We start from the raw sequence: 22,325 nt of genomic DNA, 5'->3' as shown, positions 1-22,325 counted from the left end.
GGCGAAGATCGCCTGGGGCATGCGGTTGCAGATCGCCCGATGGGCGGCGATAGACTTGTCGCCTGTCGAATCGATTCGAGGCGGTGTCCGCCACCCTCGGATCCCCGCGCGACGCGTCGAATGGCGTGTCATCGCCGACCACCGGTGCCCGAGGACGTGCGCCGACTCCCGCCCACGCTCGATCCCGCACAGGAACACGCATGTCCTCAACGTCCTCCATCCCCATCGTCCGTCCCGACGACTACGACCGCCCGACCCACCCGGGCGATCGGCTGACCCGTCGGCAGCGTCTCGTATACGTGCTCGTGCTCGGCGCGCTCACGGCGCTCGGTCCGTTCACGATCGACCTCTACCTCCCGGCCTTCCCGGTGCTGCAGGACGAGCTCGGCGTCTCGGCCTCGGCCGTGCAGCTGACGCTGACCGGCACCATGGTCGGCTTCGGCCTCGGCCAGCTCATCGTCGGGCCGTGGAGCGACAAGGTCGGGCGCCGGCTGCCGCTCGTGCTCGCCACGGCGCTGCACATCGCGGCATCCCTCGCGGCGGCCTTCGCCCCCGACATCGTCTGGCTCTCGGTCTTCCGCCTGCTGCAGGGCTTCGGCGCTGCGGCCGGCGGCGTGGTCGCGATGGCCATGGTCCGCGATCTCTTCGGCGGCAAGCCGCTCGTGCGCATGCTCTCGCGCCTCGCGCTCGTCAACGGCCTCGCGCCGGTGCTCGCGCCCGTCATCGGCTCGCAACTGCTCGCGGTCATGGACTGGCGGGGCATCTTCGTGGTGCTCGCGATCTACGGCGCCGTGGTCGTCGCCGCGGTCGGCTTCTTCATCGTCGAGACGCTTCCCCCCTCCCGGCGCCACGTCGCGGGCCACTCGACGCTGCGCGACCGCTACGCCGCCCTCTTCCGCGACCGCGTCTACCTCGGCGCGGCGATCATCGGCGGCATGACCTTCACCGGTCTCTTCGGCTACCTCTCGACCTCGTCGTTCCTGTTCCAGGGCATCTACGCGTTCAACGCCCAGGAGTACGGCGTGCTCTTCGCCGTGAACTCGGTGGGCGTGATCATCGGCGTGCAGACGAGCTCCCGACTCATGCGCGGCTCCGTGCAGCCGCAGTGGATCCTCGCCGCCACCACGATCGTGCACCTCGCCATGGCCGCGGTGATCATGGTCCTCGACAGCTCCGGCGCCGGGTTCTGGGGCACCGCGATCCCGCTGTGGTTCTACATCCTCGCGTGCGGATTCTCCTTCCCCGCCGTGCAGGTGCTCGCGCTCGCACACCACGGGGCCGAGGCCGGCACCGCGGCGTCGCTGCTCGGCGCGCTGAACTTCGGGCTCGCCGGGGTCATCTCTCCGCTGATCGGCCTCATGGGCGTCGGCAGCGCGGTGCCGATGGCCTTCGTGATGCTGCTCGCGGCCGTGGTGGCCATCGCCGCCCTGTGGTTGCTCGTGCGCCCGAAGACCGTGCCGCCGCTCAGCGATTGACGTCATCGCGGCCGGTCGATGACGCGGGCTCGCGACATCCTTCCGCTGAATCCCCGCGAGCATGACGCGGATGCCGCGGGCCCGCGGGTAACGTGATGGCATGACGTCGGAGGCCGCTGAGCAGTCGAGCGCGAAGCGGGTCGCCCGTCGCGTGCCCCTCGTCGCGGGCGGCGCCGCACTGATCATCACCGGACTGCTCGGCCTGCTGCTCACCGCCCGGTCGGGCGCGCTGCAGTTCGCCATCGATGAGGAGTGGGCCGAGGAGGTGCTGAGCCTCCGCGGGCCGGTCGGCGACTGGTTCGCCTTCGGCATGAACGCGCTGGGCGGCGGCATCATCGGGGTCTTCGTGGTGCCGATCGGCGCGGCGCTGCTGCTGCTGCTCCTGCGACGGCCGTGGGCCGCGGTGTACTTCATCGTGGCGTCGGCAGCGAGCGCGGGCGTCGTGCAGTTGCTGAAGCACCTGGTCGGCCGCGCGAGACCCGACGACATGATCGTCGCGTCGGACTTCGGCTCATTCCCGTCGGGGCATGTCGCGAACGCGGCGACGATCGCGGTCGTCGTCGGCGTGATCGCGCCACGGTTGTGGGTGTGGGTGCTCGGTGCGGTCTACACCGCGCTGATGGCGATCAGCCGCACGTACCTCGGCGCGCACTGGGTGACCGACACCATCGGCGGTGCGCTCGCCGGGGCGGGAGTCGCGTTGCTGGTGTGGGCCGCCCTCGCCTACCCGCTCGAGCGCGAACGCACCTCGTGGCACGAGCGCCGCTCGAGCTGACTCGTCAGGCGCTCGGCGCGTGGTCGCCGCCGGCGAGCTGGTCGAGCACGTGGTCGAGCACGTCGTCGAGCACGGCGAGGCCGTCTCGCACCCCGCCCGTGGAACCCGGCAGGTTCACGAGGAAGGTCGACCCGGCGACTCCCGCGAGCCCGCGGGAGAGCACCGCGGTGGGCGTCGACGCGGTGCCGCGGCGACGCAGTTCCTCCATGACTCCCGGCACCTCGCGATCGAGCAGCGGGGCGGTCGCCTCGGGAGTCGCATCGCTCGGCGAGAGCCCGGTGCCGCCCGTCGTGACGATCACGGCGGGCCTGCCCTCGAGGGAGCGCCGAAGGGCCGTGGCGACGGCGTCGCCGTCGGCCACCACCTCGGGCCCCACGACCTCGAAGCCTCGATCGGCGAACCATCGGGCGATCACGGGGCCGGTGCGGTCGGGGGAGACGCCGGCCGCGGCACGGGTCGAGGCGACGATCACGACGGCGGTGCGCGGCATCCGCTCGGCCTGCGATGCGGGCTCGGCCCGGGTCATGCGCGCGACCAGTCGCCGCTCTTGCCGCCGACCTTCGCGAGCACCATCACGTCGGTGATCGTCGCGCGGTTGTCGACGGCCTTGATCATGTCGTAGAGGGTGAGTGCGGCGACGGTCGCGGCGGTGAGCGCCTCCATCTCGACGCCGGTGACGCCCTTCGTGGTCACCGTCGCGACGATGCGCACCCGGTCGCCCTCGGGCGTGACGTCGACGTCGAGCTTCGTGAGCGGCAACGGGTGGCAGAGGGGGATGAGCGTCGACGTCTGCTTCGCGGCCATGATGCCGGCGATGCGCGCGGTGCCGATCGCCTCGCCCTTGGGCAGGGTGCCGTCGCTGATCGCCGCGACCACGTCGTGCCTGGTCACGAGCACGGCCTGTGCGCTCGCCGTGCGACGGGTCACCGCCTTGTCGGTCACGTCGACCATGTGCGCGGAGCCGTCGCCGCGCAGGTGGGTGAGCCGCGGTTCAGTCATCGATCCTCCAGATGTCGACGTGGGCGCCGGCCGGCAGGCGATCGACCCCCACCGGCAGGTGCACGAGCACGGTCGCGTTCGCGTAGGCGTGCAACAGGTGCGAGCTCGGCGCGCCGACCTCGACATCGCCCGCGCCGTCGAGCACGCCGCGGCGCACCTGGTGCTTGTCGAGCGGCGAGACGACCTCGTGCGCGAGCCTGAGCCTCGCCCGCGGCCGGTCGGGGGCGAGCCCGGCGAAGGCGCGCAGCACGGGCCGGAGGAACAGCTCGAACGAGACGAGGGCGCTGACCGGGTTGCCGGGGAACGACACGACCGGCACGGCGACGCTCGCGTCGTCGCTCGCGGAGGCGGTTGCGGGCGTCAGCGACGGCTGCACGCGGGCGAGGCCGAGCCCCTGCGGCCCGCCGGGCTGTAGCGCGACCTTCGAGAACTCCACGCCGAGCGGCGCCAGCGCCTCGCGCACGACCTCGAACGCGCCCGCGCTCACGCCGCCCGTCGTCACGACGAGATCGACGACGCCGGCCGATGCCTCGACCGCCGCCATGACGGATCGCGCATCGTCGGGGGTGACCACCTCGCGCACCGTCGCCCCGCCCTCGCGCAGCGCGGCGGCGAGCATGGCGGTGTTGGCGTCGTGGATCTGGCCCGGCTCGAGCGGCTCGCCGGGCGGGCGAAGCTCGTGACCGGTCGAGATGAGCAGCACCGAGAGAGGCCGCCGCACGGTGACGTGCGTGATCCCGGCCGCGGAGAGGGCCCCGAGCTGCGCCGGCCCGAGCCTGATGCCGGCGGGCAGGAGGCGGTGACCGCGGGCGACATCGGTGCCGGCGCCGCGCACGAAGGTGCCGGCATCGACCGGGCGGGTGAAGCCGACGACGGTGCCGGGCGGTGCGGCACGGTCGGAGCCGAAGTCGGGGAACCGGGGCGGGTCGGCGGCCTCGACCGGCACGACGGCGTCGGCGCCGACGGGCACCGCAGCGCCCGTCATCACCGGAGCGGCCGTGCCCGGATCGAGGGCGCGAACCGGATCTCCCGCCGCGGTCGTGCCGCCCACCGGCAGTGCGACGGGCGCCTCGGGCCGGGCGGCGGCGAGGTCGGCCGAGCGAACGGCGTAGCCGTCCATCTGCGAATTGGCGAACGGCGGCAGATCGGCGGGGGAGTCGACGTCGACCGCCAGTACCCGCCCGAGGGCCGGGGAGCCGCCCGGTGACTGCACTGCGAGCTGTTCGAGACCCGTGGGCGCATCGAGGGCAGCCCGCAACGGGGCGAGGAGCTCTCGCACCGCGTGCTGGTGCTCGGCGAAGGTTCGCATCATCCGCTCCTTTCGGACTCAGCCGCCGGCGAACGGCGGCAGGATGTCGACCTGCTCGGCGACCGGGTGAGCGCCGTCTCGTCGAACCGTGCCATCGACGAGGAACGAGCCCGACCGCAGCACGCGGGCCATCGCCGTGCCGTGTCGCTCGACGAGCACCTCGCGGAGCGAGTCGAGCGTCGCCGACTCGCCGAGATCGAGGCGTTCCTCGTCGAGACCGGCCGCGTCGGCGGCGGCGGCGAAGTACCGCACGGTCACGAGCGTCATGCCATCGATGCTACCCGCAGCGGTACCCGCCGACCGGCCGCCGACCGGCCCGGCGGCACGGCGCGCTGCGTACAATGGCGGGCATGCACCCGCTCGTCGAGCCCGGGCCGCCGCTCGCGGCCGAGCGAATCGCGCGATTCAGCCGACAGCTCATGCTGCCGGGGTTCGGCGAGCTCGCCCAACGTCGTCTGGGTGCAGCCCGAGTGCTCGTCGTCGGGGCCGGCGGCCTCGGCAGCGCCATGGTGCCCTCGCTCGCCGGTGCCGGCGTCGGCACGATCGGCATCGCCGACGACGACCTCGTCGAACTCTCGAACCTGCACCGCCAGACGAGCCACGGCGTCGCCGACCTCGGCCGGCCGAAGGTCGACTCGCTCGCCGAGACGGTCGCCGCGATCGACTCCGAGTGCCGGGTGGTGCGCCACCGCGCCCGGCTCACTGCCGCGAACATCCGCGAGATCCTCGGCGGCTACGACCTCGTCGTCGACGGCAGCGACAACTTTCCGACGCGGTACCTCACGAACGACGCTGCGGCGCTCGCCGGCGTGCCGCTCGTCTGGGGAGCGATCCTGCGCTTTCACGGCCAGGTCGGCGTCGCCTGGCACGAGCACGGCCCCGGCTACCGCGACCTGTTCCCCGTGCCGCCGACGCCCGACGAGGTGCTCTCGTGCGAACTCGGCGGCGTGTTGCCGAGTCTCTGCGCGACGATCGGCGGGCTCATGGCCACCGAGGTCGTGAAGATCATCACCGGCATCGGCGAGCCCCTGCTCGGCCGGGTGACCACCATCGACGCGCTCACCGGGCGGTCGCGCGAGATCGCGTACACGGCGATCGCCGATGCGCCCGAGATCACGAGCCTCATCGACTACGAACGGTTCTGCGGTCTCGATCCGAGCGAACGAGCGGCGACGGATGCCTCGGCTGTGACGGCCATGACGGCCGCCGACCTCCTCGGGCGGCTGCGCGACGGGCGGGCGATCACCGTGGTCGACGTGCGCGAACCCGCCGAAGCCGAGTTCGGCCGCATCCGCGACAGCGTGCTCGTGCCGCTCGCCGCGCTCGCCGATGGCGCCGGCCCCGAACCCGGCTCAGGTCCTGTCGTCGTCTACTGCGAACGCGACGTGCGCTCGCGACGGGCGGCACGCATCCTCGAGGATCAAGGGCACACCGACGTGGCGTACCTCGCCGGCGGAATCGCGAGCTTCGCCGCGGTCGCGGGCGAGCTCGTGCAGCGGTGACCCGTCGCGGCATCCGTCGACTATGACCCACCCCACGTGAAAGACGAGACGCGCATGAACGAACTCCTGGCCGTGGTGACGGCCGAGCCGATCGACGAAGCCGCCGTGCGCGGCGCCGTCGAGTCCGACTCGAGCGGTGCCCTCGTGATCTTCAGCGGGGTCGTGCGCGACCACGACGGCGGGCGCGGTGTGCTCTCGCTCGACTACCGGGCCCATCCAGAGGCGGCCCGGTTCCTCGCCGAGTGCGTGCGGCGGATCGCCGATGAGACCGGCGTCGCCGTTGCCGCGGCGCACCGGGTCGGTGAGCTGCGCATCGGCGACGTCGCACTCGTCGCCGCGGCATCCGCTGCGCACCGAGCGGAGGCCTTCGACGCCTGCGAGCGCCTCGTCGACCTCATCAAGCAGCGGGTGCCGATCTGGAAGCGCCAGCACTTCGCCGACGGCGCCTCGGAGTGGGTCGGGCTCTGACCGGATCTCGGCGGCCCAGCGCCGGGGCGGCACGCGCACGCTGCCACGCGCCTCACCCGCCGATGTACGACATCTCGATCTTCGGCCGCGCCGCCCGCAGCGCGGGGGTGAGGCTCGCGCGCACCTCGGAGTACCGGTCGTCGCGGGCGTCCCAGATCGCGCCCATCGCCGCGGCGAGGCCCGCGTCGTCGACGCCGCCGCGCATTAGGGCGCGCAGGTCGTGCCCCGTCGACGCGAACAGGCACGTGTAGAGGCGCCCCTCGGTCGAGATCCGGGCGCGATTGCAGGTGCCGCAGAACGCCTTCGTGACGCTCGAGATCACGCCGATCTCGCCGCCGCCGTCGCGGAATCGCCACCGGGCCGCCGTCTCGCCTGGCACGTGCGGGTCGAGCGGCTCGAGCGGCATCTCGCGGTCGATCATCTCGACGATCTCGGCCGACGGCACCACCTCGTCGAGGCTCCACCCGTTGGAGGTGCCGACATCCATGTACTCGATGAACCGCAGGCTGAACGGCGTGCCGTGGAAGTGGCGCGCCATCGGCAGCACCTCGTGGTCGTTCGCCCCGCGCTTGACGACCATGTTGATCTTGATCGGGCCGAGCCCGGCGTCGTGCGCGACGTGCAACCCCTCGAGAACCCGCGAGATCGGGAATCTCACGTCGTTCATCGCCTGGAAGACGCTGTCGTCGAGCGAGTCGACGGAGACGGTCACGCGGGTCAGGCCTGCGGCCTTCAGCGCGGCGGCCTTCACGGCGAGGGCGGCGCCGTTCGTCGTGAGTGCGATTTCGAGGGGGCGGCCGTCGGGGGTGCGGAGCTCCGCGAGGCGTGCGATGAGCTCTTCGATGCCCCGCCGCAGCAGCGGCTCACCGCCGGTGAGGCGCAGCTTCTCGACCCCGTGCGCCGCCGCGACGCGGGCGAGGCGGGTGATCTCGTCGAAGTTCAAGAGCTCGTCGCGCTCGAGGAAGGCGTAGTCGCGGCCGAACACCGTCTTCGGCATGCAGTACACGCAGCGGAAGTTGCAGCGGTCGGTGATCGAGATGCGCAGGTCGCGCATCGGCCGGTCGAGGCGATCGGTGATGACGCCAGTCGACGGCAGCCGGCGCGCGGCCGAGCCCGCGGTGGAGGGAGCGTTCGTCATGATGCACCGCCCCTCGTCGTGGCGTCCACGGTAACACCGAGGCGGTCAGTCGATCGCGCGCACCGAGACATCCGACCCGGCGATCGCGAACGCCAGTCGCGCATCCGCGACGAGTCCCAGCGAGACCGCGGCGGCAGACGGAACGTCGACGGCGAGGCCGGGATGCTCGGCGGTCACGATGCGCACGCCGCCGGGCGCGCTCTGCAGCGACGTCACGGTGCCGGCCCAGCGGTTCGGCACCGGCGGGGCGGATGCCGCGGGCGGCCCGTCATCGGCGCGTGCCGCGTGCACGGCACCCGGGCTGAAGACCGCAGAGGCCCTGGCGCCGGGCTCGACCGCACCGGCGGCGCCGCGGAGCACGAGCCGGGCGCCGCTCGGCCCGATCACCTCGACCGAGCCGTCGGCCGTGCCGATGCCCGATGCGAGGTTGACGCCGGCGAGTGCGGCGGCGAACGGCGTCGCCGGATGGCCGAGCACCTCGGCGGTGGGGCCCTCCTGCACGATTCTGCCGGCCTGCAGGATCGCGGCTCGATCGGCGAGCATGATCGCGTCGATCGGGTCGTGCGTCACGAGGAGCGTCGGGATGGGCCGGGCGCTCGGCTGTTCGGCGATGACCCGGCGCATCTCGGCGGCGGTCTGCACGTCGAGCGACGCGAACGGCTCGTCGAGCAGCAGTGCATCGGGTCGCGAGGCGAGCGCACGGGCGATCGCCACGCGCTGCTGCTGGCCGCCCGAGAGCTCCCGCGGCCGGCGGCCCGCGAACTCGGCGAGTCCGAAGCGCTCGAGCATTCCGAGCGCGTCGCGCCGGGCATCGGCGGCGCGCATGCCCGTCGCGCGCGGGCCGAAGGCGATGTTCTCGAGCGCGGTGAGGTGGGGGAACAGCAGCGCCTCCTGGCCGAGCAGAGCGACCCGCCGTCGCTCGACCGGCAGCTCGTCGACTCGGCCGTCATCGCGGCGTGCCGCGAGCGTTCGGCCGCCGAGCCGCACCGTTCCCGCGGTGGGCGCGAGATGCCCGGCGATGATCGCGAGCAGGGTCGACTTGCCCGAGCCGTTGGGTCCGAGCACCGCGAGCGTCTCACCCGCGTCGACGCCGAGCGCGACCTCGATCGTGAAGCCGCCGCGGCTCGCGCTCACGTCGACGGCGAGCCGGTTCGGCGCAGGCGGGGTGCTCACCGCGTGGCATCCTCTCGCCAGGCCCGCATGACGAGCAGTACGGCCACCGCGACGAGGATGAGCATGAGCGACAGGGCGATCGCCGTGTCTTCGCTGACGCCCGCGCCGTTGAAGGCGGTGTAGATCGCGAGCGGCATGGTGCGGGTGACGCCGGGGGCGTTGCCGGCGAACAGCGCCGTGGCACCGAATTCGCCGAGCGCGCGGGCGAAGCACAGCACCGTGCCCGCGAGCAGCCCGGGGCCGACGAGCGGCACGGTGATGCGGCGGAACACCGTGAAGGGGCCGGCCCCGAGGCCCGCGGCGACGGACTCGTAGCGGGTGCCGATGCTGCGCAGCGACCCCTCGACCGTGATCACGAGGAACGGCAGGGCGACGAAGGTCTGTGCGATCACGACCGCCGCCGTCGTGAAGGGGACGCGCAGTCCCAGCACGGCGAGGGAGTCGCCGAGCACCCCGTTGCGGCCGAGGAGCGCGAGCAGGGCGATGCCGCCGACGAGCGGCGGGAGCACGAGCGGAAGCGTGGTCAGGGTGCGCAGCACCGCGGCGACGGCCGGGGTGCTGCGGGCGATGACGACGGCGAGCGGCACGCCGAGGAGCACGCAGCAGAGCGTCGCGACGGTCGCGGTGATGAGCGAGAGCGACAGGGCCTGGAGCGCCGCGGGAGAACTCATCGCGGCGGGCACGCCCGCCCAGTCGAGGCGCAGGAGCAGCGCCGCGAGCGGCAGCACGAGCACCGCGCCGCCGAGCACGGCGGGCACGAGGAGCCAGATGGGCAGGCGCTTCGCGAGACGTGCGCGGCCCCGGCGCTCGTCGCCGCCGCGGCTCGTCGTCGACGCGGGGAGGGCCGTCACGGCGCCCCGAAGCCGAACGAGGCGAGCACCTCGGCGCCCTCGGGCGAGCGCACGAACTCGACGAAGGCCGCGGCCGCCTCGGGGTTCGCCGACCCCGTGAGCGCCGCGATTGGGTAGACGTTGGTCGCGGCATCCGCACCCTCGATCTCGACCCCCTCGACCTCGGCGCCCGCTGCCTGAACGTCGGTGACGTAGACGAGTCCGGCGTCGGCCTCGCCGGCGCGCACCTTGCTGAGCACGGCGCCGACGTTCTGTTCTTCACTCGCGGGAGCCAGCTCGACGCCGCCGCGGTCGAGGAGCGCGGCAGACGCGGTGCCGCACGGCACCTCGGGAGCGCAGGTCACGACGATGGGCGCGGCTCCGCTCGCCGTCGTCTCGACGAGGTCGTCGAGGCTCTCGATGCCGAGGGGGTTGCCGGGCTGCACCGCGATCTCGAGCACGTTGGCGGCGAAGACGCCGGCTTCGCCCGCGATGAGGCCCTCGGCGGCGACCGTGGCGAGATTCCGCTCGTCGGCCGAGGCGAAGACGTCGGCCTGGGCGCCCTCGATGAGCTGGGTCGCCAGCACCGAGGAGCCGTCGTAGGTGATCGGTGCGACCTCGAGGCGCGGGTGCAGCTGCTCGAAGCGCGTCGCGAGTTCGTCGAAGGCGCCGGTGAGCGATGCGGCCGCGAAGACGGTGAGTTGCCCCTCGAGTTCGGCCGTGCCGGCGGGCTCGTTCTGCACGGATGCCGCGGGGTCGCGCTCGGCCGCGGCGCAGCCCGTGAGCGCGAGCACGAGAGCCGCGGATGCCGCGGCGCTCGCCGCCGCGCTCGCCGCCCTGCCCCTGGACGCCCGTGTCATGCGGCGGGGTCCTCGTCGGTTTCGACGATGACCATCGTCGCCTTGACCACGGCGACGCCTCGGGAGCCGACCTCGAGGCGCAGTTCGCGGGCGGCCTCGGCCGACATGAGCGAGACCACCCGGTGCGGGCCGCACTGCAATTCGACCTGGGCCATGAGGCCGTCGATCTCGACGCTCGTGACGAGTCCCACGAAGCGGTTGCGGGCGCTGCGGCGCACCGGGCTGCGGTCGGCGACCTCGCTCGCGACGGCCTGCGCGCGCGCCGCGAGCTCGACGCCGGGCACGACCTGTCGCCCGGCTTCGTCTTTCGCGATGCTCAGGAGTCCGTCGCGCACCCATCGACGAACGGTGTCGTCGCTGACACCGACGAGCGCCGCCGCTTCACTGATCCGATAGTGCGCCATGAAATCGACGATAGATCCGCAGATGCGGAATGGCAACGCTGTCGAGGTCGGCGACGGTCGCCTTAGCATGGACACGACAAGGAGGTTTCGCCCATGGACCCGTTCGACACCTCGCCCCAGCCCCGTTCCGACGCCCATTCCGCCGATGCCGCGCAGACGGCCGAGTACCTCGCCCGCGCCGTCGACCTTGCCACCGCGAACGTCGAACGCGGCGGCGGGCCGTTCGGCGCGATCGTCGTCGCCGCCGACGGCCGCGTGTTCGAGGGGGTGAACCGCGTGACCGCGAACCTCGACCCGACGGCGCACGCCGAGGTCACCGCGATCCGCGCCGCGTGTCAGGGGCTCGGCACCTTCGACCTCGGCGGTGCCACCCTCTACACGAGCTGCGAGCCGTGCCCGATGTGCCTCGGCGCGTCGCTCTGGGCGCGTCTCGGCCGCGTCTACTTCGCTGCGGATCGTGAGGATGCCGCGGCGGCGGGCTTCGACGATGCCGCCTTCTACCGCTACTTCGAGGGCGGCGAGGAGGACCGGCGCTCCATGCCCGTCGGCAGCATCGAGCTCGACGCCGAGCGCCGCATCGCCCCGTTCACCGCGTGGCGCGAGAACGCCGGGCGCGTCGACTACTGAGCCGTCGCTGCCGCCCGCTCCTCGATCTGCTGCAGGGTGCGCGCCGCGACGCTGACCGCGATCGCCGCCGGATCCTTCGAGTCGATGCCGGCGATGCCGACGGGAGTCGCCACCCGGGCGAGCGCGGCGTCGTCGTGACCCGACTCCCTGAGGTGCTGCACGAAGCGCGCCCACTTCGATCTCGAGCCGATCAGTCCGATCGACGCGACGCCGTCGGTGCCGAGGGCGGCCTCGACGATCGCGAGGTCCTCGACGTGATCGTGCGTCATGACGAGCACGTGCGTGCCCGGCGGCACGAGCATGAGCGCCGACTCGGGCACCGGCAGGCGGTGGAGGAGCACGGTCGCTTCGGCGTCCCCGAGCGGTCCGCTCGACCCGGGCACACCGATGCGCTCAGGGGCGAGCATCTCGGCCCGGGAGTCGATGAGATGGAGCTCGATCTGCTGACGGCCGAGGATGCGGGCGAGTTCGAGACCGACGTGCCCGATGCCGAAGACGGCCACCGAGGCGACGACGGGAACCGGTTCGAGCAGCATGGTGACCTCTCCTCCGCAGCACTGCACGCCGTATTCGGTCGTGCTCTTCTCGCTCAACGTCAGCGTCAGCAGCTCGGGCTCCGCGGCGCCGCGTGCCAGCATCGCGCGGGCACGGGCGATCGCCGTGGCCTCGAGGTTGCCTCCGCCGACCGTGCCGAAGAGCGCGTCGGTTGAGACCACCATCTTCGCGCCGCCGTTCCGGGGTGCGTGACCGCGCACCGCCGCCATCGTCACGATGACCGCGGGGGTCCGCGCCGCGCGATGCCGTTGCACGGCCTCCAACCAGTCCATGGTCGTCGCCGCCCGTCAGTGGTCGAAGGGCACGAGCGGAGACTCGGCGCCGACGCTCGCGCCCGCAGGGCGGTCTTCGGGCGCGGCGCGCTCCGCGGCCCGCCGGGCTGCTTCGACCGCCCAGAACACGGCCTCGGGGGTCGCCGGCGACGCGAGCTCCACGATGCCGCCCGCGGCACCGAATGCCGCGACGGCCTCGCGGATCGCCTCGCGCACGCTGAGTGCGAGCATGAGCGGCGGTTCGCCCACGGCCTTCGAGCCGTAGACGACGCCGTCTTCGGTCGCGCGCTCGAAGAAGTGCACGTTGAAGACCTCCGGCATCTCCGAGAAGCTCGGCAGCTTGTAGGTGCTGGCCGACTGGGTGAGGAGGCGACCGCGACCGGGTCCGTCGGTCTCGTCCCAGCGGAGCTCCTCGAGCGTGAGCCATCCGGCGCCCTGCACGAACCCGCCCTCGATCTGGCCGAGGTCGACGAGCGGAGAGAGCGAGTCGCCGACGTCGTGCACGATGTCGACCCGACGAGTGCGGTACGCGCCGGTGAAGCCGTCGACCTCGACCTCGGTCGCGGCGGCGCCGTAGGCGAAGTACTTGAACGGTTCGCCCTGCATCTTCTCGGTGTCCCAGTGCAGGCCCTCGGTGCGGTAGAACCCGGCGGCGAAGAGCTGCACGCGCTGATGGTAGGCGGCGTTCGCCACGTCGGCGAAGGTCAGCGAAGGGTCGGATGCCCCGATGCCGCCGACGCGGCCGCGGGAGAACCGCACATCGTGGGGGTCGACGCCGAGGAGCCCGGCAGCGACCCCGGCCATGCGGTCGCGGATCTGCTCGCAGGCGTGCTTCACGGCGCCGCCGTTGAGGTCGGCGCTCGACGACGCGGCGGTGGCCGAGGTGTTCGGAACCTTGTCGGTGCGCGTGGGAGCGAGCCGCACCGCGTCGAGCGGCACGCCGAGCGCGGTGGCCGCCACCTGGAGCATCTTCGTGTGCAGGCCCTGCCCCATCTCGGTGCCGCCGTGATTGACGAGCACCGAGCCGTCCTTGTAGACGTGCACGAGCGCGCCCGCCTGGTTGAAGGCGGTGAGGGTGAACGAGATGCCGAACTTCACCGGCGTGATCGCGAGGGCGCGCTTCGTGTCGGCGTGCTCGGCGTTGAACGCGGCGATCCCGGCACGGCGCTCGTCGAATGCGCTCTCGTCGAGCACGCGGCGCCAGATCTCGTGCAGCCGCTCGGCGTGGCGCACGGGCTGCCCGTACGGCGTCGTCTGGCCGGGCGCGTAGAAGTTGCGCTCGCGCAGCGTCGCGGCATCGATGCCGAGGCACGGAGCGACGCGGCCGAGGATGTCCTCGATCACGAACATGCCCTGCGGGCCGCCGAAGCCGCGGAACGCGGTCTGCGAGGTCTTGTTCGTCTTCGCGATGCGGCCCTGGGCGACGAAGTTCGGAATCCAGTAGGCATTGTCGACGTGGCACAGGGCGCGGCCCATCACCGGCTCCGAGAGGTCGAGGCTCCAGCCGCCGTCGGAGGTGAGCGTCGTCGCGAGAGCGAGGATGCGGCCCGAGTCGTCGAACCCCGCCTTCCAGACGATGTGGAACGGATGCCGCTTGCCGGTCATCGTGAGGTCTTGCGTGCGATTCAGGCGCAGCCGCACTGGGCGGCCGGTGAGGGTCGCGCCGAGCGCGGCGATCGCCGCGAAACCGTGCGGCTGCATCTCCTTGCCGCCGAATCCGCCGCCCATGCGCAGCGTCTGCACGGTGACCCGGTTGCTCGGCAGCCCGAGCACGTGCGCCACGATCTCCTGCGTCTCCGAGGGGTGCTGCGTGCTGCACTCGACGAAGACCTGGCCCTCCGAGTCGACGTGGGCGAACGAGGCGTGCGTCTCGAGGTAGAAGTGCTCCTGGCCGCCGACCTCGACGACGCCGTCGAAGACGTGCGGGGCCGTCGCGAGCACGGATTCCGGATCGCCGCGACGCACCGTGCGCGGGATGCCCTGGAACGAACCCGCCTCGATCGCCTCGGCCACGGTGATGATCGAGGGCAGCGGCTCGTAGTCGACCCGCACTGCGGCCGCGCCCAGCCGAGCCGCCTCGGCCGTCTCGGCGAGCACCCACGCGAGCGCATGACCGTGGAACATCGCCTCGCTCGGGATCAGCGGCTCGTCGTCTTTCACGCCGGCGTCGTTGACGCCGGGCACATCGGCGGCGGTGAGCACCCGCACGACGCCGGGCACGACGAGCGCAGCGCCCGGGTCGACCTTCACGAGCGCATGCGCGTGCTCGGACTGCACCGGCCAGGCGGTCAGCACGCCGCTCGCGCGCGCCGCGACGTCGTCGGTGTACACGGCCGTGCCGGTGACGTGCAGTGCCGCACTCTCATGGGCGACCAGCGTGCCCACCACGGGGTTCGCCGGGCGCGTGGCGAGCTCGGTCATGCCGGCACCCCCTCTGCCGTGAGCGGGCGGGTGCGGTACAGCTTCAGCAGCGCGGTGCCCAGCATGCGTGAACGGTACTCCGCGCTCGCCCGGTGGTCGGACATCGGCGTGCCTTCGGCCTCGAGCACGGATGCCGCGTCGCGAACCGTCTCAACGTTCCACGATCGCCCCACGAGCAGCGCCTCGGTCGCGCGGGCGCGGAGCGGTGTGGCCGCGACGCCGCCGAGGCCGATGCGAGCCGACGCGACGACGCCGTCGTCGACGTCGAGGGCGAAGCCGACGGCGACGCTCGAGATGTCGTCGAAACGGCGCTTCGCGATCTTGTGGAAGGCGGTCTGCTGCGCGAGGGGCAACGGGATCCGCACGGCGCGGATCAGCTCGTCGGGCCGGCGCAGCGTCTGCCGGTACCCGGTGAAGTACTCGCTGAGATCGACCTCGCGCTCGCCGTCGGCGGAGACGAGCACCACGCGCGCCTCGAGCGCGAGGAGCGCGGGCGCCAGATCGCCGATCGGCGACGCGGTGCCGAGATTGCCGCCGATCGTCGCACGGTTGCGGATGAGCGGTGAGGCGAACTGCGGGAAGAGCTCGCCGAGCAGCGGGACCCGACCGTCGAGGCGGCGCTCGATCTCGGCGAGCGGGAGGGCGGCACCGATCTCGACGGCGGCGTCGCCGAAGCTCAACGCACGAAGCTCCGCTAGATGCTCGACCGCGAGCGTGAGCGGCGCCCGTCGCCCGCGGAGGTTCACGTCGACGCCCCAGTCGGTGCAGCCTGCCACGACGACGGCGTCGGGCTCGGCCGCGAGCACCCGCAGCGCCTCATCGACCGACGGCGGCCTGAGGAACCGCTCGCCGCCCGCCTCGAGCCGGGTCGCCACGGGCCCGGGTGCAGGCCTGCCGCGTCGCTCGGCGAGCGGATCACCCGGCTCGGGAGCTCCGAGGGCGTACGCGGCATCCCTGATCGGCCGGTAGCCGGTGCACCGGCAGAGGTTGCCGCTGAGGGCGTGCAGCTCGAAGCCGTTCGGCGCGATCTCGTGGGCGCGGTCACCCGACTCGGCCGGTGCCGGGGCGACGCGGCCGGCGCGGTAGAACTCGGCCGCCATGCTGCACGCGAACCCGGGCGTGCAGTACCCGCACTGCGAACCGCCGCCCTCGGCGAGCCGCTCCTGCACGGGGTGCAGGGCCTCGGGGGTGCCGAGTCCCTCCGCCGTGACGATCTCCTGCCCGTCGAGGGCCGCGGCCGGCACGAGGCACGCGTTCACGGCCGTCCAGACCGTGCCGCCGTGACCATCGGATGTCGCGAGCAGCATGGCGCACGCGCCGCACTCTCCCTCGGCGCACCCCTCCTTGCTGCCCGTCAGCCCCGTGTCGCGAAGCCAGTCGAGCGCCGTCGTGTGCGCGGCGATGCCACGCAACGGGAGGTTCCGCCCGTTGACCGTCACAGCGATGTGATCCATGGTCGAGCTCCTTGTCTCGGGAGTCTACGCCGCGCACTCGCGGATCTTCCCGGTTCCGCCGCGTTCGCATCTGCGCGAAGATGAGCACAGCGTGTGGAGCAGATCCCCGGAAGGGAGGCGCAGCCGCATGACCATCGAGATCGCCCGTGCCACCGACGTCGCAGGCGGTGAAGAGATCCTCACCGGTGAGGCGCTCGCCTTCGTGGAGGAGCTGCACCGCCGGTTCGACCAGCGTCGTCGCGAACTGCTCGCGGCCAGGCACGAGCGCCGCGAGCGCGTCGCGCGAGGCGAGCAGCTGGACTTCCTGCCCGAGACCAGGAGCATCCGCGAGCGCGACTGGCGGGTACCGCCGCCGCCCGAGGCGCTCGTCGACCGCCGGGTCGAGATCACCGGGCCCGCGTCTCCCGCGAAGATGGCCATCAACGCCCTGAACTCGGGCGCGCGCGTGTGGCTCGCCGACCTCGAGGACGCCTCGAGCCCGATGTGGGGCAACGTCGTCGGCAGCATCCGCAACCTGCGCGATGCGGCGCACGGCACGCTCGCGTTCACCTCGCCCGAGGGCAAGGCCTATTCGCTCCGCGACGACCTCCGCCGGCCGACCGTGATCACCCGCCCCCGCGGCTGGCACCTGCCCGAACGGCACGTGCTCGTCGACGGCCGACGTGCCTCGGGTTCGCTCGTCGACTTCGGGCTGCACAGCTTCCACACGGCCCGGCAGCTCATCGAGAACGGCCACGGCCCGTACTACTACCTGCCGAAGCTCGAGAGCCACCTCGAGGCCCGACTGTGGAACGACGTGTTCACCTTCGCCGAGGCGGCGCTGGGCATTCCGAACGGCGAAATCCGCGCGACCGTGCTCATCGAGACGATCCCGGCCGCGTTCGAGATGGACGAGATCCTCTTCGAGCTGCGCGAGCACGCCTCGGGCCTGAACGCCGGCCGCTGGGACTACCTCTTCAGCATCATCAAGGTGTTCCGCGACGCGGGGCCCGAGTTCATCGTGCCCGACCGCGCGTCGGTCTCGATGACCGCACCGTTCATGCGCGCCTACACGGAACTGCTCGTGAAGACCTGTCATCGCCGCGGGGCGATGGCGATGGGCGGCATGGCGGCCTTCGTTCCGAATCGCGCCGACCCCGAGGTCACGGCCGCGGCCTTCGAGAAGGTGCGGGCCGACAAGACCCGTGAGGCGGGTGACGGCTTCGACGGGTCGTGGGTCGCTCATCCCGACCTCGTGCCGGTCTGCCGCGAGGTCTTCGACGGAGTGCTCGGCGATCGGCCGAACCAGCTCGATCGCCGGCGGCCCGAGGTCGAGGTCACCGCAGCGGGGCTGCTCGACGTCGCCTCGGCGGGCGGCGACGTCACCGAGGCGGGCCTGCGCGACAACCTCTCGATCGCGGTGGCCTACACGGCGGTCTGGCTCTCGGGCAACGGTGCGGTCGCACTGCACAACCTCATGGAGGATGCCGCGACGGCCGAGATCTCGCGCTCGCAGGTCTGGCAACAACTGCGGCATCGGGTCGAACTGGTCGACACGGGTCGCGCCGTGACCCCGGAACTCGTTCGCGCCCTCCTCGACGAGGAGGTCGAACGGCTCCGCGCCGACGTCCCGGCCGAGCGCTTCACGGCCTATTACGAGCCGGCCGCCGCGCTCATCGCCGAGATCTGCCTCTCGACCGACTACGTCGACTTCCTGACCCTCCCCGCCTACGAGCTGCTGGAGTGACGATGCGCACCGCACTCGCTCGGAGCGACCTCACCGCGATCGACGCGCGGCTCGCTGCGAGCGATGAACTCCTCGCCACCGGGTATCCGGGTGACGACGGCTCGCGTCAGCCCGTGCACACGGTCTACGTGCCCGCCGACCGGTTCATGCCGGAGCTGTCGGTCGAGTGGGCGAGGGCGGCGCTCGCCGCCGCCGATGGTGCCGGAGGTCTCGCTGCGCTCGCCGTCACGGTGGGGATCGACGCGGCGCTCGCGGCCGAGATCGCGCCCCGCGTCCTCGAGAAGCTCGAACGCGAGCCGATCGAAGACCTCCGGATCGACTTCGAGGACGGCTACGGCGACCGCGGAGACGACGTCGAGGACGCGGACGCCGTGCGCGCCGCCAAACGGGTCGTGGCCGCCGGCGGTGCCGGGTTCACCCCGCCGTTCATCGGCATCCGCTTCAAGAGCTTCGAGGCGCCGACGCGAGCCCGCGGCATCCGCACGCTCGATCTCTTCATCACGACGCTCATCGAGCAGAGCGGCCTTCCCGACGGCCTGGCGCTCACCCTGCCGAAGGTGTCGACGGTGGCGCAGGCCGAGGCGATGGCCGAGGTCGCGGCCGCCCTCGAACGCGTGCACGGCCTGCCCGACGGGCGGCTTCGGTTCGAGGTGCAGGTCGAGACCCCGCAGCTCGTGCTCGGCGCCGACGGCACCTCGCCCGTCGCACAGCTCGCCAGCGCGCTGCGCGGCAGGATCAGCGGGCTGCACTTCGGCACCTACGACTACAGCGCCGCGCTCGGCATCTCGGCGCGAGAGCAGTCGATGGAGCATCCGGCCGCCGACTTCGCCAAACAGGTCATGCAGCTCGCGGTGGCGGGCACGGGCATCCGACTCTCCGACGGGTCGACGAACGTGCTGCCCGTCGGCGAGCACGCCGAGGCGGCGTGGCGCTTGCACGCGCGGCTCGTGCGGCGTTCCCTCGAGCGCGGCTTCCCGCAGGGCTGGGACCTGCATCCGCACCAGCTGCCGACCCGGTTCCTCGCGACGTACGCGTACTACCGCGCAGGGTACTCCGAGGCATCCGCTCGACTTCGCCACCGTCTCGACCAGACCGCCGGCGAGGAGCGAGACGTGCTCGACGAGCCCGCCACCGTGCGCGCCCTCGCCGGCTTCGTGCTGCGGGGAGTGCGGTGCGGTGCGATCTCGCCCGCCGAGCTCGCGGCCGACCTCGGCATCGACGACGCGGCGCTCCTCGCGCTCACGCACCCCAGACGACCTCAGGAGGCCGGATGAGCTACTTCACCCCGACGGGCGGCCTGCCCGCCCAGACCGAGCTGCTCACCGACCGCGCCATCGTGACGACGGCGTACACCGTGATTCCGAGGGGCGTGCTGCGCGACATCGTCACGAGCAGGCTCCCCGGTTTCACGAGGACCCGCTCGTGGATCCTCGCGCGGCCGATCGCGGGCTTCGCGACGACCTTCGCGCAGCTCATCGTCGAGATCGGGCCGGGCGGCGGCGCCGAGCGCCCCGAGCAGGAGCCGGGCGTCGAGGGCGTCGTGTTCGTCACGAGCGGCGAACTCGCGCTCACGCTCGACGGGCAGCGGCACGGGCTCGCGCCGGGCGGATACGCCTACCTCGCCGCGGGTGCGAGCTGGGCGGTCGCGAACGAGGGCGAGGCGCCCGCATGCTTCCACTGGATCCGCAAGGCCTACGAACCCGTCGACGGCATCGCCGCGCCCCACTCGTTCGTGACGAGCGACGCCTCGGTCGCGCCGCAGGAGATGCCCGGCACGGATGGCGCGTGGGCGACGACCCGGTTCGTCGACCCCGACGACCTCGCACACGACATGCACGTGAACATCGTGACCTTCAAGCCCGGAGCCTCGATCCCCTTCGCCGAGACGCACGTCATGGAGCACGGGCTCTACGTGCTCGAGGGCAAGGGCGTCTACCGGCTGAACGACGACTGGGTCGAGGTCGAGGCCGGCGACTTCATGTGGCTGCGCGCCTTCTGCCCGCAGGCCTGCTACGCGGGCGGCCCGGGGCCGTTCCGCTACCTGCTCTACAAAGACGTCAACCGGCAGGTGCGGCTCACCGGGCCGGCCGCGAACGGCCCCAGATGACGGATGCCTCGGGCTTCGACCTCGTCGTCACGGGCGCCGAGGTGCTCGTGGCGGGCGGGTTCGCGCCGGCCGAACTCGGCGTGCGGGGAGGGGTCATCGCGCGCATCGCGCCGCTCGGGGCGGGGCTCGTCGGCGAGCGCCGCATCGACCTCGCCGACGACGAGGTGCTGATCCCCGGACTCGTCGACACCCACGTGCATGTGAACGAGCCCGGCCGCACCGAGTGGGAGGGCTTCGCCTCGGCGACCCGTGCCGCCGCGGCCGGCGGCGTCACGACGATCGTCGACATGCCGCTCAACAGCATTCCGCCGACGACGAACGTCGCGGCGCTGGAGCTCAAGCGGCAGGCCGCAGCGGGGCAGGCCTTCGTCGACGTGGGGTTCTGGGGCGGCATCGTGCCCGGCAACCGGGCCGAACTCGAGCCGCTCGTGGCCGCCGGCGTGTTCGGGTTCAAGTGCTTCCTCGCGCACTCCGGTGTCGACGAGTTCCCACCCGTCTCCGCCGACGAGATGGAGGCGGCGATGTCGGTTCTCGCCGCGGAATCCGACTCGCTCGTCATCGTGCACGCCGAGGACGCGGCGCTCCTCGAAGCTGCGCCGCACGCGCACAGCACCGCCTACGCCGACTTCCTGGCCTCGCGCCCGCGGGAGGCCGAGGGCGCCGCGATCGGCGCCGTGATCGAACGGGCCGCACGCACCGGCGTCCGGGCGCACATCCTGCACCTGAGCTCGGCCGACGCCCTCGATCAGATCGCGACGGCGAAGCATCGCGGCGTGCGGCTCACCGTCGAGACGTGCCCGCACTACCTCGTGCTCGCGGCCGACGAGGTGCCCGCCGGCGCCACCGAGTTCAAGTGCTGTCCGCCCATTCGCGAGGGCGTCAACCGGGACGCGCTCTGGCAGGGGCTCGTCGACGGCGTCATCGACTTCATCGTCTCAGACCACTCGCCGGCGCCGCCCGAGCTGAAACGCGCGGGCGGCGGTGACTTCGCCGAGGCGTGGGGCGGCATCGCGTCGCTGCAGCTCGGGCTGCCCCTCGTCTGGACGGAGGCTCGCCGCCGCGGCATCCCGCTCGCACGCGTCGTGGAGTGGATGTCGACGGCGCCGGCCCGACGAGTCGGCCTCGCGGCGAAGGGCGGCATCGTCGAGGGCGCCGCCGCCGATCTCGTCGTTGTCGCTCCCGACGCGAGCTGCGTCGTCGATGCGGCGCTGCTCGAGCACCGCCATCCGATGACGCCCTACGACGGCCGCGAGCTCTTCGGGGTGGTGCGCGCCGTGCTCCTCGCGGGGGCGCCGATCGAGCGCGAGAACCCGCGCGGGCGGCTGCTGCGCCGCGACACGTCGGAACCGGGCCGCGTCACGTCGGAACCGGGCCGCGTCATGCGGCTCGCGGAGTTCGACGCCGCCGATCGCGACGCGGCGATCGCGTGGATCCGGCCGTGTCTCGACATCACCCGCTGGTGCGAGGAACTCGTCGACGGCCGCCCCTACGGCTCGGTCGAGGAGCTCGTGACCGCGGCCGGCACCGCCGCGTCGCCGTTCACGGCCGAAGAGGTGGATGCCGCGATGGCCCGCCATCCCCGCATCGGCGAACATGCAGCGGGCGTCGGTGCAGAGGCCGCCCTCTCGCGGAGCGAGCAGGCGGGCGTCGATGCGGGGGATGCCGCGATCGCCGCCGCCCTCGCCGAAGGCAACTTCGCCTACGAGCGCCGGTTCGGCCGTGTCTTCCTGATCCGTGCCGCCGGCCGGTCGTCGGAAGAGATCCTCGGGGCGCTCACCGAGCGCCTCGGGCACACGGCCGACGAGGAGGACCTCGTCGTCGCCGGGCAACTGCGCGAGATCGCCGCGCTGAGACTGAAGGGACGTTTCGCCGCATGACCGCCTCCCGCGCCACCGCCTCCCGCATCACCACTCACGTGCTCGACACGAGCACGGGCCTGCCGGCCGAGGGCATCGCGGTCGAGCTGTTCGTGCGTGATGGCGCCGACTGGCGTTCCGTCGCGACATCCGTCACCGATGCCGACGGGCGCATCATGCAGCTCGGCGCCGAGACCATCGCGCCGGGGGAGTACCGGCTGCGCTTCGACACCCGCGCCTACTTCGCCGCACGCGACCTCGACGCCTTTTTCCCCGAGGTGCTGCTGACCTTCGCGCTCGCCGACGACGGGCGGCACTGCCACGTGCCCCTGCTGCTCGGCCCGTTCGCCTATTCGAGCTATCGAGGGAGCTGA

The 22,325-nt window shown here is 72.5% G+C and carries 22 protein-coding genes and 1 pseudogene; 11 read left to right on the top strand and 12 right to left on the bottom strand.

Features of this window, described 5'->3' with window-relative positions:
• Positions 1-200 precede the first annotated feature (200 nt).
• A complete protein-coding gene (locus DCE93_RS10725; protein WP_108595874.1) occupies positions 201-1,475 on the top strand; it encodes a multidrug effflux MFS transporter in 1,275 nt (424 codons plus the stop codon).
• Positions 1,476-1,575: 100 nt separating this feature from the next.
• Entirely contained in the window at positions 1,576-2,250 is a 675-nt protein-coding gene (locus DCE93_RS10720; protein WP_108595873.1) for a phosphatase PAP2 family protein, read from the top strand.
• Between the two features lie 4 nt (positions 2,251-2,254).
• Here the strand turns inward: DCE93_RS10720 and DCE93_RS10715 are convergent, their stop codons facing one another.
• The 4 genes from DCE93_RS10715 to DCE93_RS10700 are packed head-to-tail and all read right to left on the bottom strand — an operon-like array spanning position 2,255 to position 4,825.
• Positions 2,255-2,776 (bottom strand): MogA/MoaB family molybdenum cofactor biosynthesis protein, encoded by a 522-nt coding sequence (locus DCE93_RS10715; RefSeq protein WP_205647423.1) that lies wholly within the window; start codon positions 2,774-2,776, stop codon positions 2,255-2,257.
• Entirely contained in the window at positions 2,773-3,249 is a 477-nt protein-coding gene (gene moaC, locus DCE93_RS10710; RefSeq protein WP_108595872.1) for a cyclic pyranopterin monophosphate synthase MoaC, read from the bottom strand. The genes DCE93_RS10715 and moaC overlap by 4 nt, the downstream gene beginning before the upstream one ends.
• Positions 3,242-4,561, bottom strand: coding sequence for a molybdopterin molybdotransferase MoeA (locus tag DCE93_RS10705; RefSeq protein WP_108595871.1), 1,320 nt, complete (start codon positions 4,559-4,561; stop codon positions 3,242-3,244). Before DCE93_RS10705 ends, moaC begins: the two co-directional genes overlap by 8 nt.
• Before the next feature lie 15 nt (positions 4,562-4,576).
• Positions 4,577-4,825 carry a MoaD/ThiS family protein gene (locus DCE93_RS10700; protein ID WP_108595870.1) on the bottom strand — a complete coding sequence of 83 codons (249 nt, stop codon included), beginning with the start codon at positions 4,823-4,825 and terminating at the stop codon, positions 4,577-4,579.
• An 83-nt stretch (positions 4,826-4,908) separates the two neighbouring features.
• On the opposite strand from DCE93_RS10700, the gene DCE93_RS10695 reads away from it, so the two are divergent.
• Both DCE93_RS10695 and DCE93_RS10690 read left to right on the top strand, forming a co-directional pair.
• A complete protein-coding gene (locus DCE93_RS10695) occupies positions 4,909-6,060 on the top strand; it encodes a ThiF family adenylyltransferase (RefSeq protein WP_108596724.1) in 1,152 nt (383 codons plus the stop codon).
• 54 nt (positions 6,061-6,114) lie between these two features.
• A complete protein-coding gene (locus DCE93_RS10690; protein ID WP_108596723.1) occupies positions 6,115-6,528 on the top strand; it encodes a molybdenum cofactor biosynthesis protein MoaE in 414 nt (137 codons plus the stop codon).
• Positions 6,529-6,580: 52 nt separating this feature from the next.
• Here DCE93_RS10690 and moaA read toward each other — a convergent pair whose 3' ends face one another.
• From moaA to DCE93_RS10665, 5 genes are all read right to left on the bottom strand, one after another.
• The gene (gene moaA / locus DCE93_RS10685) at positions 6,581-7,666 is read right to left on the bottom strand and encodes a GTP 3',8-cyclase MoaA (RefSeq protein ID WP_108595869.1); all 1,086 of its coding nucleotides are present in this window, start codon (positions 7,664-7,666) and stop codon (positions 6,581-6,583) included.
• A gap of 45 nt (positions 7,667-7,711) precedes the next feature.
• Positions 7,712-8,839, bottom strand: coding sequence for a sulfate/molybdate ABC transporter ATP-binding protein (locus tag DCE93_RS10680; protein ID WP_168186206.1), 1,128 nt, complete (start codon positions 8,837-8,839; stop codon positions 7,712-7,714).
• Positions 8,836-9,615 (bottom strand): ABC transporter permease, encoded by a 780-nt coding sequence (locus tag DCE93_RS10675; RefSeq protein WP_108596722.1) that lies wholly within the window; start codon positions 9,613-9,615, stop codon positions 8,836-8,838. The genes DCE93_RS10680 and DCE93_RS10675 overlap by 4 nt, the downstream gene beginning before the upstream one ends.
• A 71-nt stretch (positions 9,616-9,686) precedes the next feature.
• On the bottom strand, positions 9,687-10,529 hold the full coding sequence (gene modA / locus DCE93_RS10670; RefSeq protein ID WP_108595867.1) for a molybdate ABC transporter substrate-binding protein: 843 nt from the start codon (positions 10,527-10,529) through the stop codon (positions 9,687-9,689).
• A complete protein-coding gene (locus DCE93_RS10665) occupies positions 10,526-10,933 on the bottom strand; it encodes a TOBE domain-containing protein (protein WP_108595866.1) in 408 nt (135 codons plus the stop codon). Before DCE93_RS10665 ends, modA begins: the two co-directional genes overlap by 4 nt.
• A gap of 93 nt (positions 10,934-11,026) precedes the next feature.
• On the opposite strand from DCE93_RS10665, the gene DCE93_RS10660 reads away from it, so the two are divergent.
• Positions 11,027-11,560 (top strand): nucleoside deaminase, encoded by a 534-nt coding sequence (locus tag DCE93_RS10660; protein ID WP_108595865.1) that lies wholly within the window; start codon positions 11,027-11,029, stop codon positions 11,558-11,560.
• On the opposite strand, the gene xdhC is transcribed toward DCE93_RS10660, so the two are convergent.
• The 3 genes from xdhC to DCE93_RS10645 are packed head-to-tail and all read right to left on the bottom strand — an operon-like array spanning position 11,554 to position 16,262.
• A complete protein-coding gene (gene xdhC, locus DCE93_RS10655) occupies positions 11,554-12,387 on the bottom strand; it encodes a xanthine dehydrogenase accessory protein XdhC (RefSeq protein WP_108595864.1) in 834 nt (277 codons plus the stop codon). The genes DCE93_RS10660 and xdhC overlap by 7 nt on opposite strands.
• Before the next feature lie 15 nt (positions 12,388-12,402).
• Positions 12,403-14,808: a xanthine dehydrogenase molybdopterin binding subunit gene (xdhB, locus tag DCE93_RS10650; protein WP_108595863.1), complete on the bottom strand. Its 2,406-nt coding sequence runs from the start codon at positions 14,806-14,808 to the stop codon at positions 12,403-12,405.
• Positions 14,805-16,262 carry a xanthine dehydrogenase small subunit gene (locus tag DCE93_RS10645; RefSeq protein ID WP_108595862.1) on the bottom strand — a complete coding sequence of 486 codons (1,458 nt, stop codon included), beginning with the start codon at positions 16,260-16,262 and terminating at the stop codon, positions 14,805-14,807. Before DCE93_RS10645 ends, xdhB begins: the two co-directional genes overlap by 4 nt.
• 127 nt (positions 16,263-16,389) lie before the next feature.
• Between DCE93_RS10645 and aceB the strand changes: the two genes are divergently transcribed.
• The 6 genes and pseudogenes from aceB (at position 16,390) to uraH (ending at position 22,325) form a co-directional block, all read left to right on the top strand.
• Positions 16,390-17,988, top strand: a complete 1,599-nt coding sequence (aceB, locus tag DCE93_RS10640) for a malate synthase A (RefSeq protein ID WP_108595861.1) — start codon at positions 16,390-16,392, stop codon at positions 17,986-17,988.
• A gap of 2 nt (positions 17,989-17,990) precedes the next feature.
• Positions 17,991-19,262, top strand: a complete 1,272-nt coding sequence (locus DCE93_RS10635; RefSeq protein WP_108596721.1) for a DUF6986 family protein — start codon at positions 17,991-17,993, stop codon at positions 19,260-19,262.
• Complete coding sequence (locus tag DCE93_RS10630) at positions 19,259-20,095, top strand: bifunctional allantoicase/(S)-ureidoglycine aminohydrolase (protein ID WP_108595860.1); 837 nt, start codon at positions 19,259-19,261, stop codon at positions 20,093-20,095. Before DCE93_RS10635 ends, DCE93_RS10630 begins: the two co-directional genes overlap by 4 nt.
• Positions 20,092-21,429, top strand: a pseudogene (gene allB / locus DCE93_RS10625) (allantoinase AllB); the annotation flags it as partial. The gene DCE93_RS10630 and the pseudogene allB, both read left to right, overlap by 4 nt.
• 45 nt (positions 21,430-21,474) lie before the next feature.
• Complete coding sequence (gene uraD / locus DCE93_RS14605; RefSeq protein ID WP_165906071.1) at positions 21,475-21,972, top strand: 2-oxo-4-hydroxy-4-carboxy-5-ureidoimidazoline decarboxylase; 498 nt, start codon at positions 21,475-21,477, stop codon at positions 21,970-21,972.
• The gene (uraH, locus tag DCE93_RS10620) at positions 21,969-22,325 is read left to right on the top strand and encodes a hydroxyisourate hydrolase (protein WP_108595858.1); all 357 of its coding nucleotides are present in this window, start codon (positions 21,969-21,971) and stop codon (positions 22,323-22,325) included. The genes uraD and uraH overlap by 4 nt, the downstream gene beginning before the upstream one ends.

The organism is Agromyces badenianii, assembly GCF_003070885.1.
In the GTDB taxonomy this organism is placed as follows: Bacteria; Actinomycetota; Actinomycetes; order Actinomycetales; family Microbacteriaceae; genus Agromyces; species Agromyces badenianii.
Note: the sequence above shows the minus strand (reverse complement) of the source record. Positions and strands in the feature narration are given on the sequence as shown.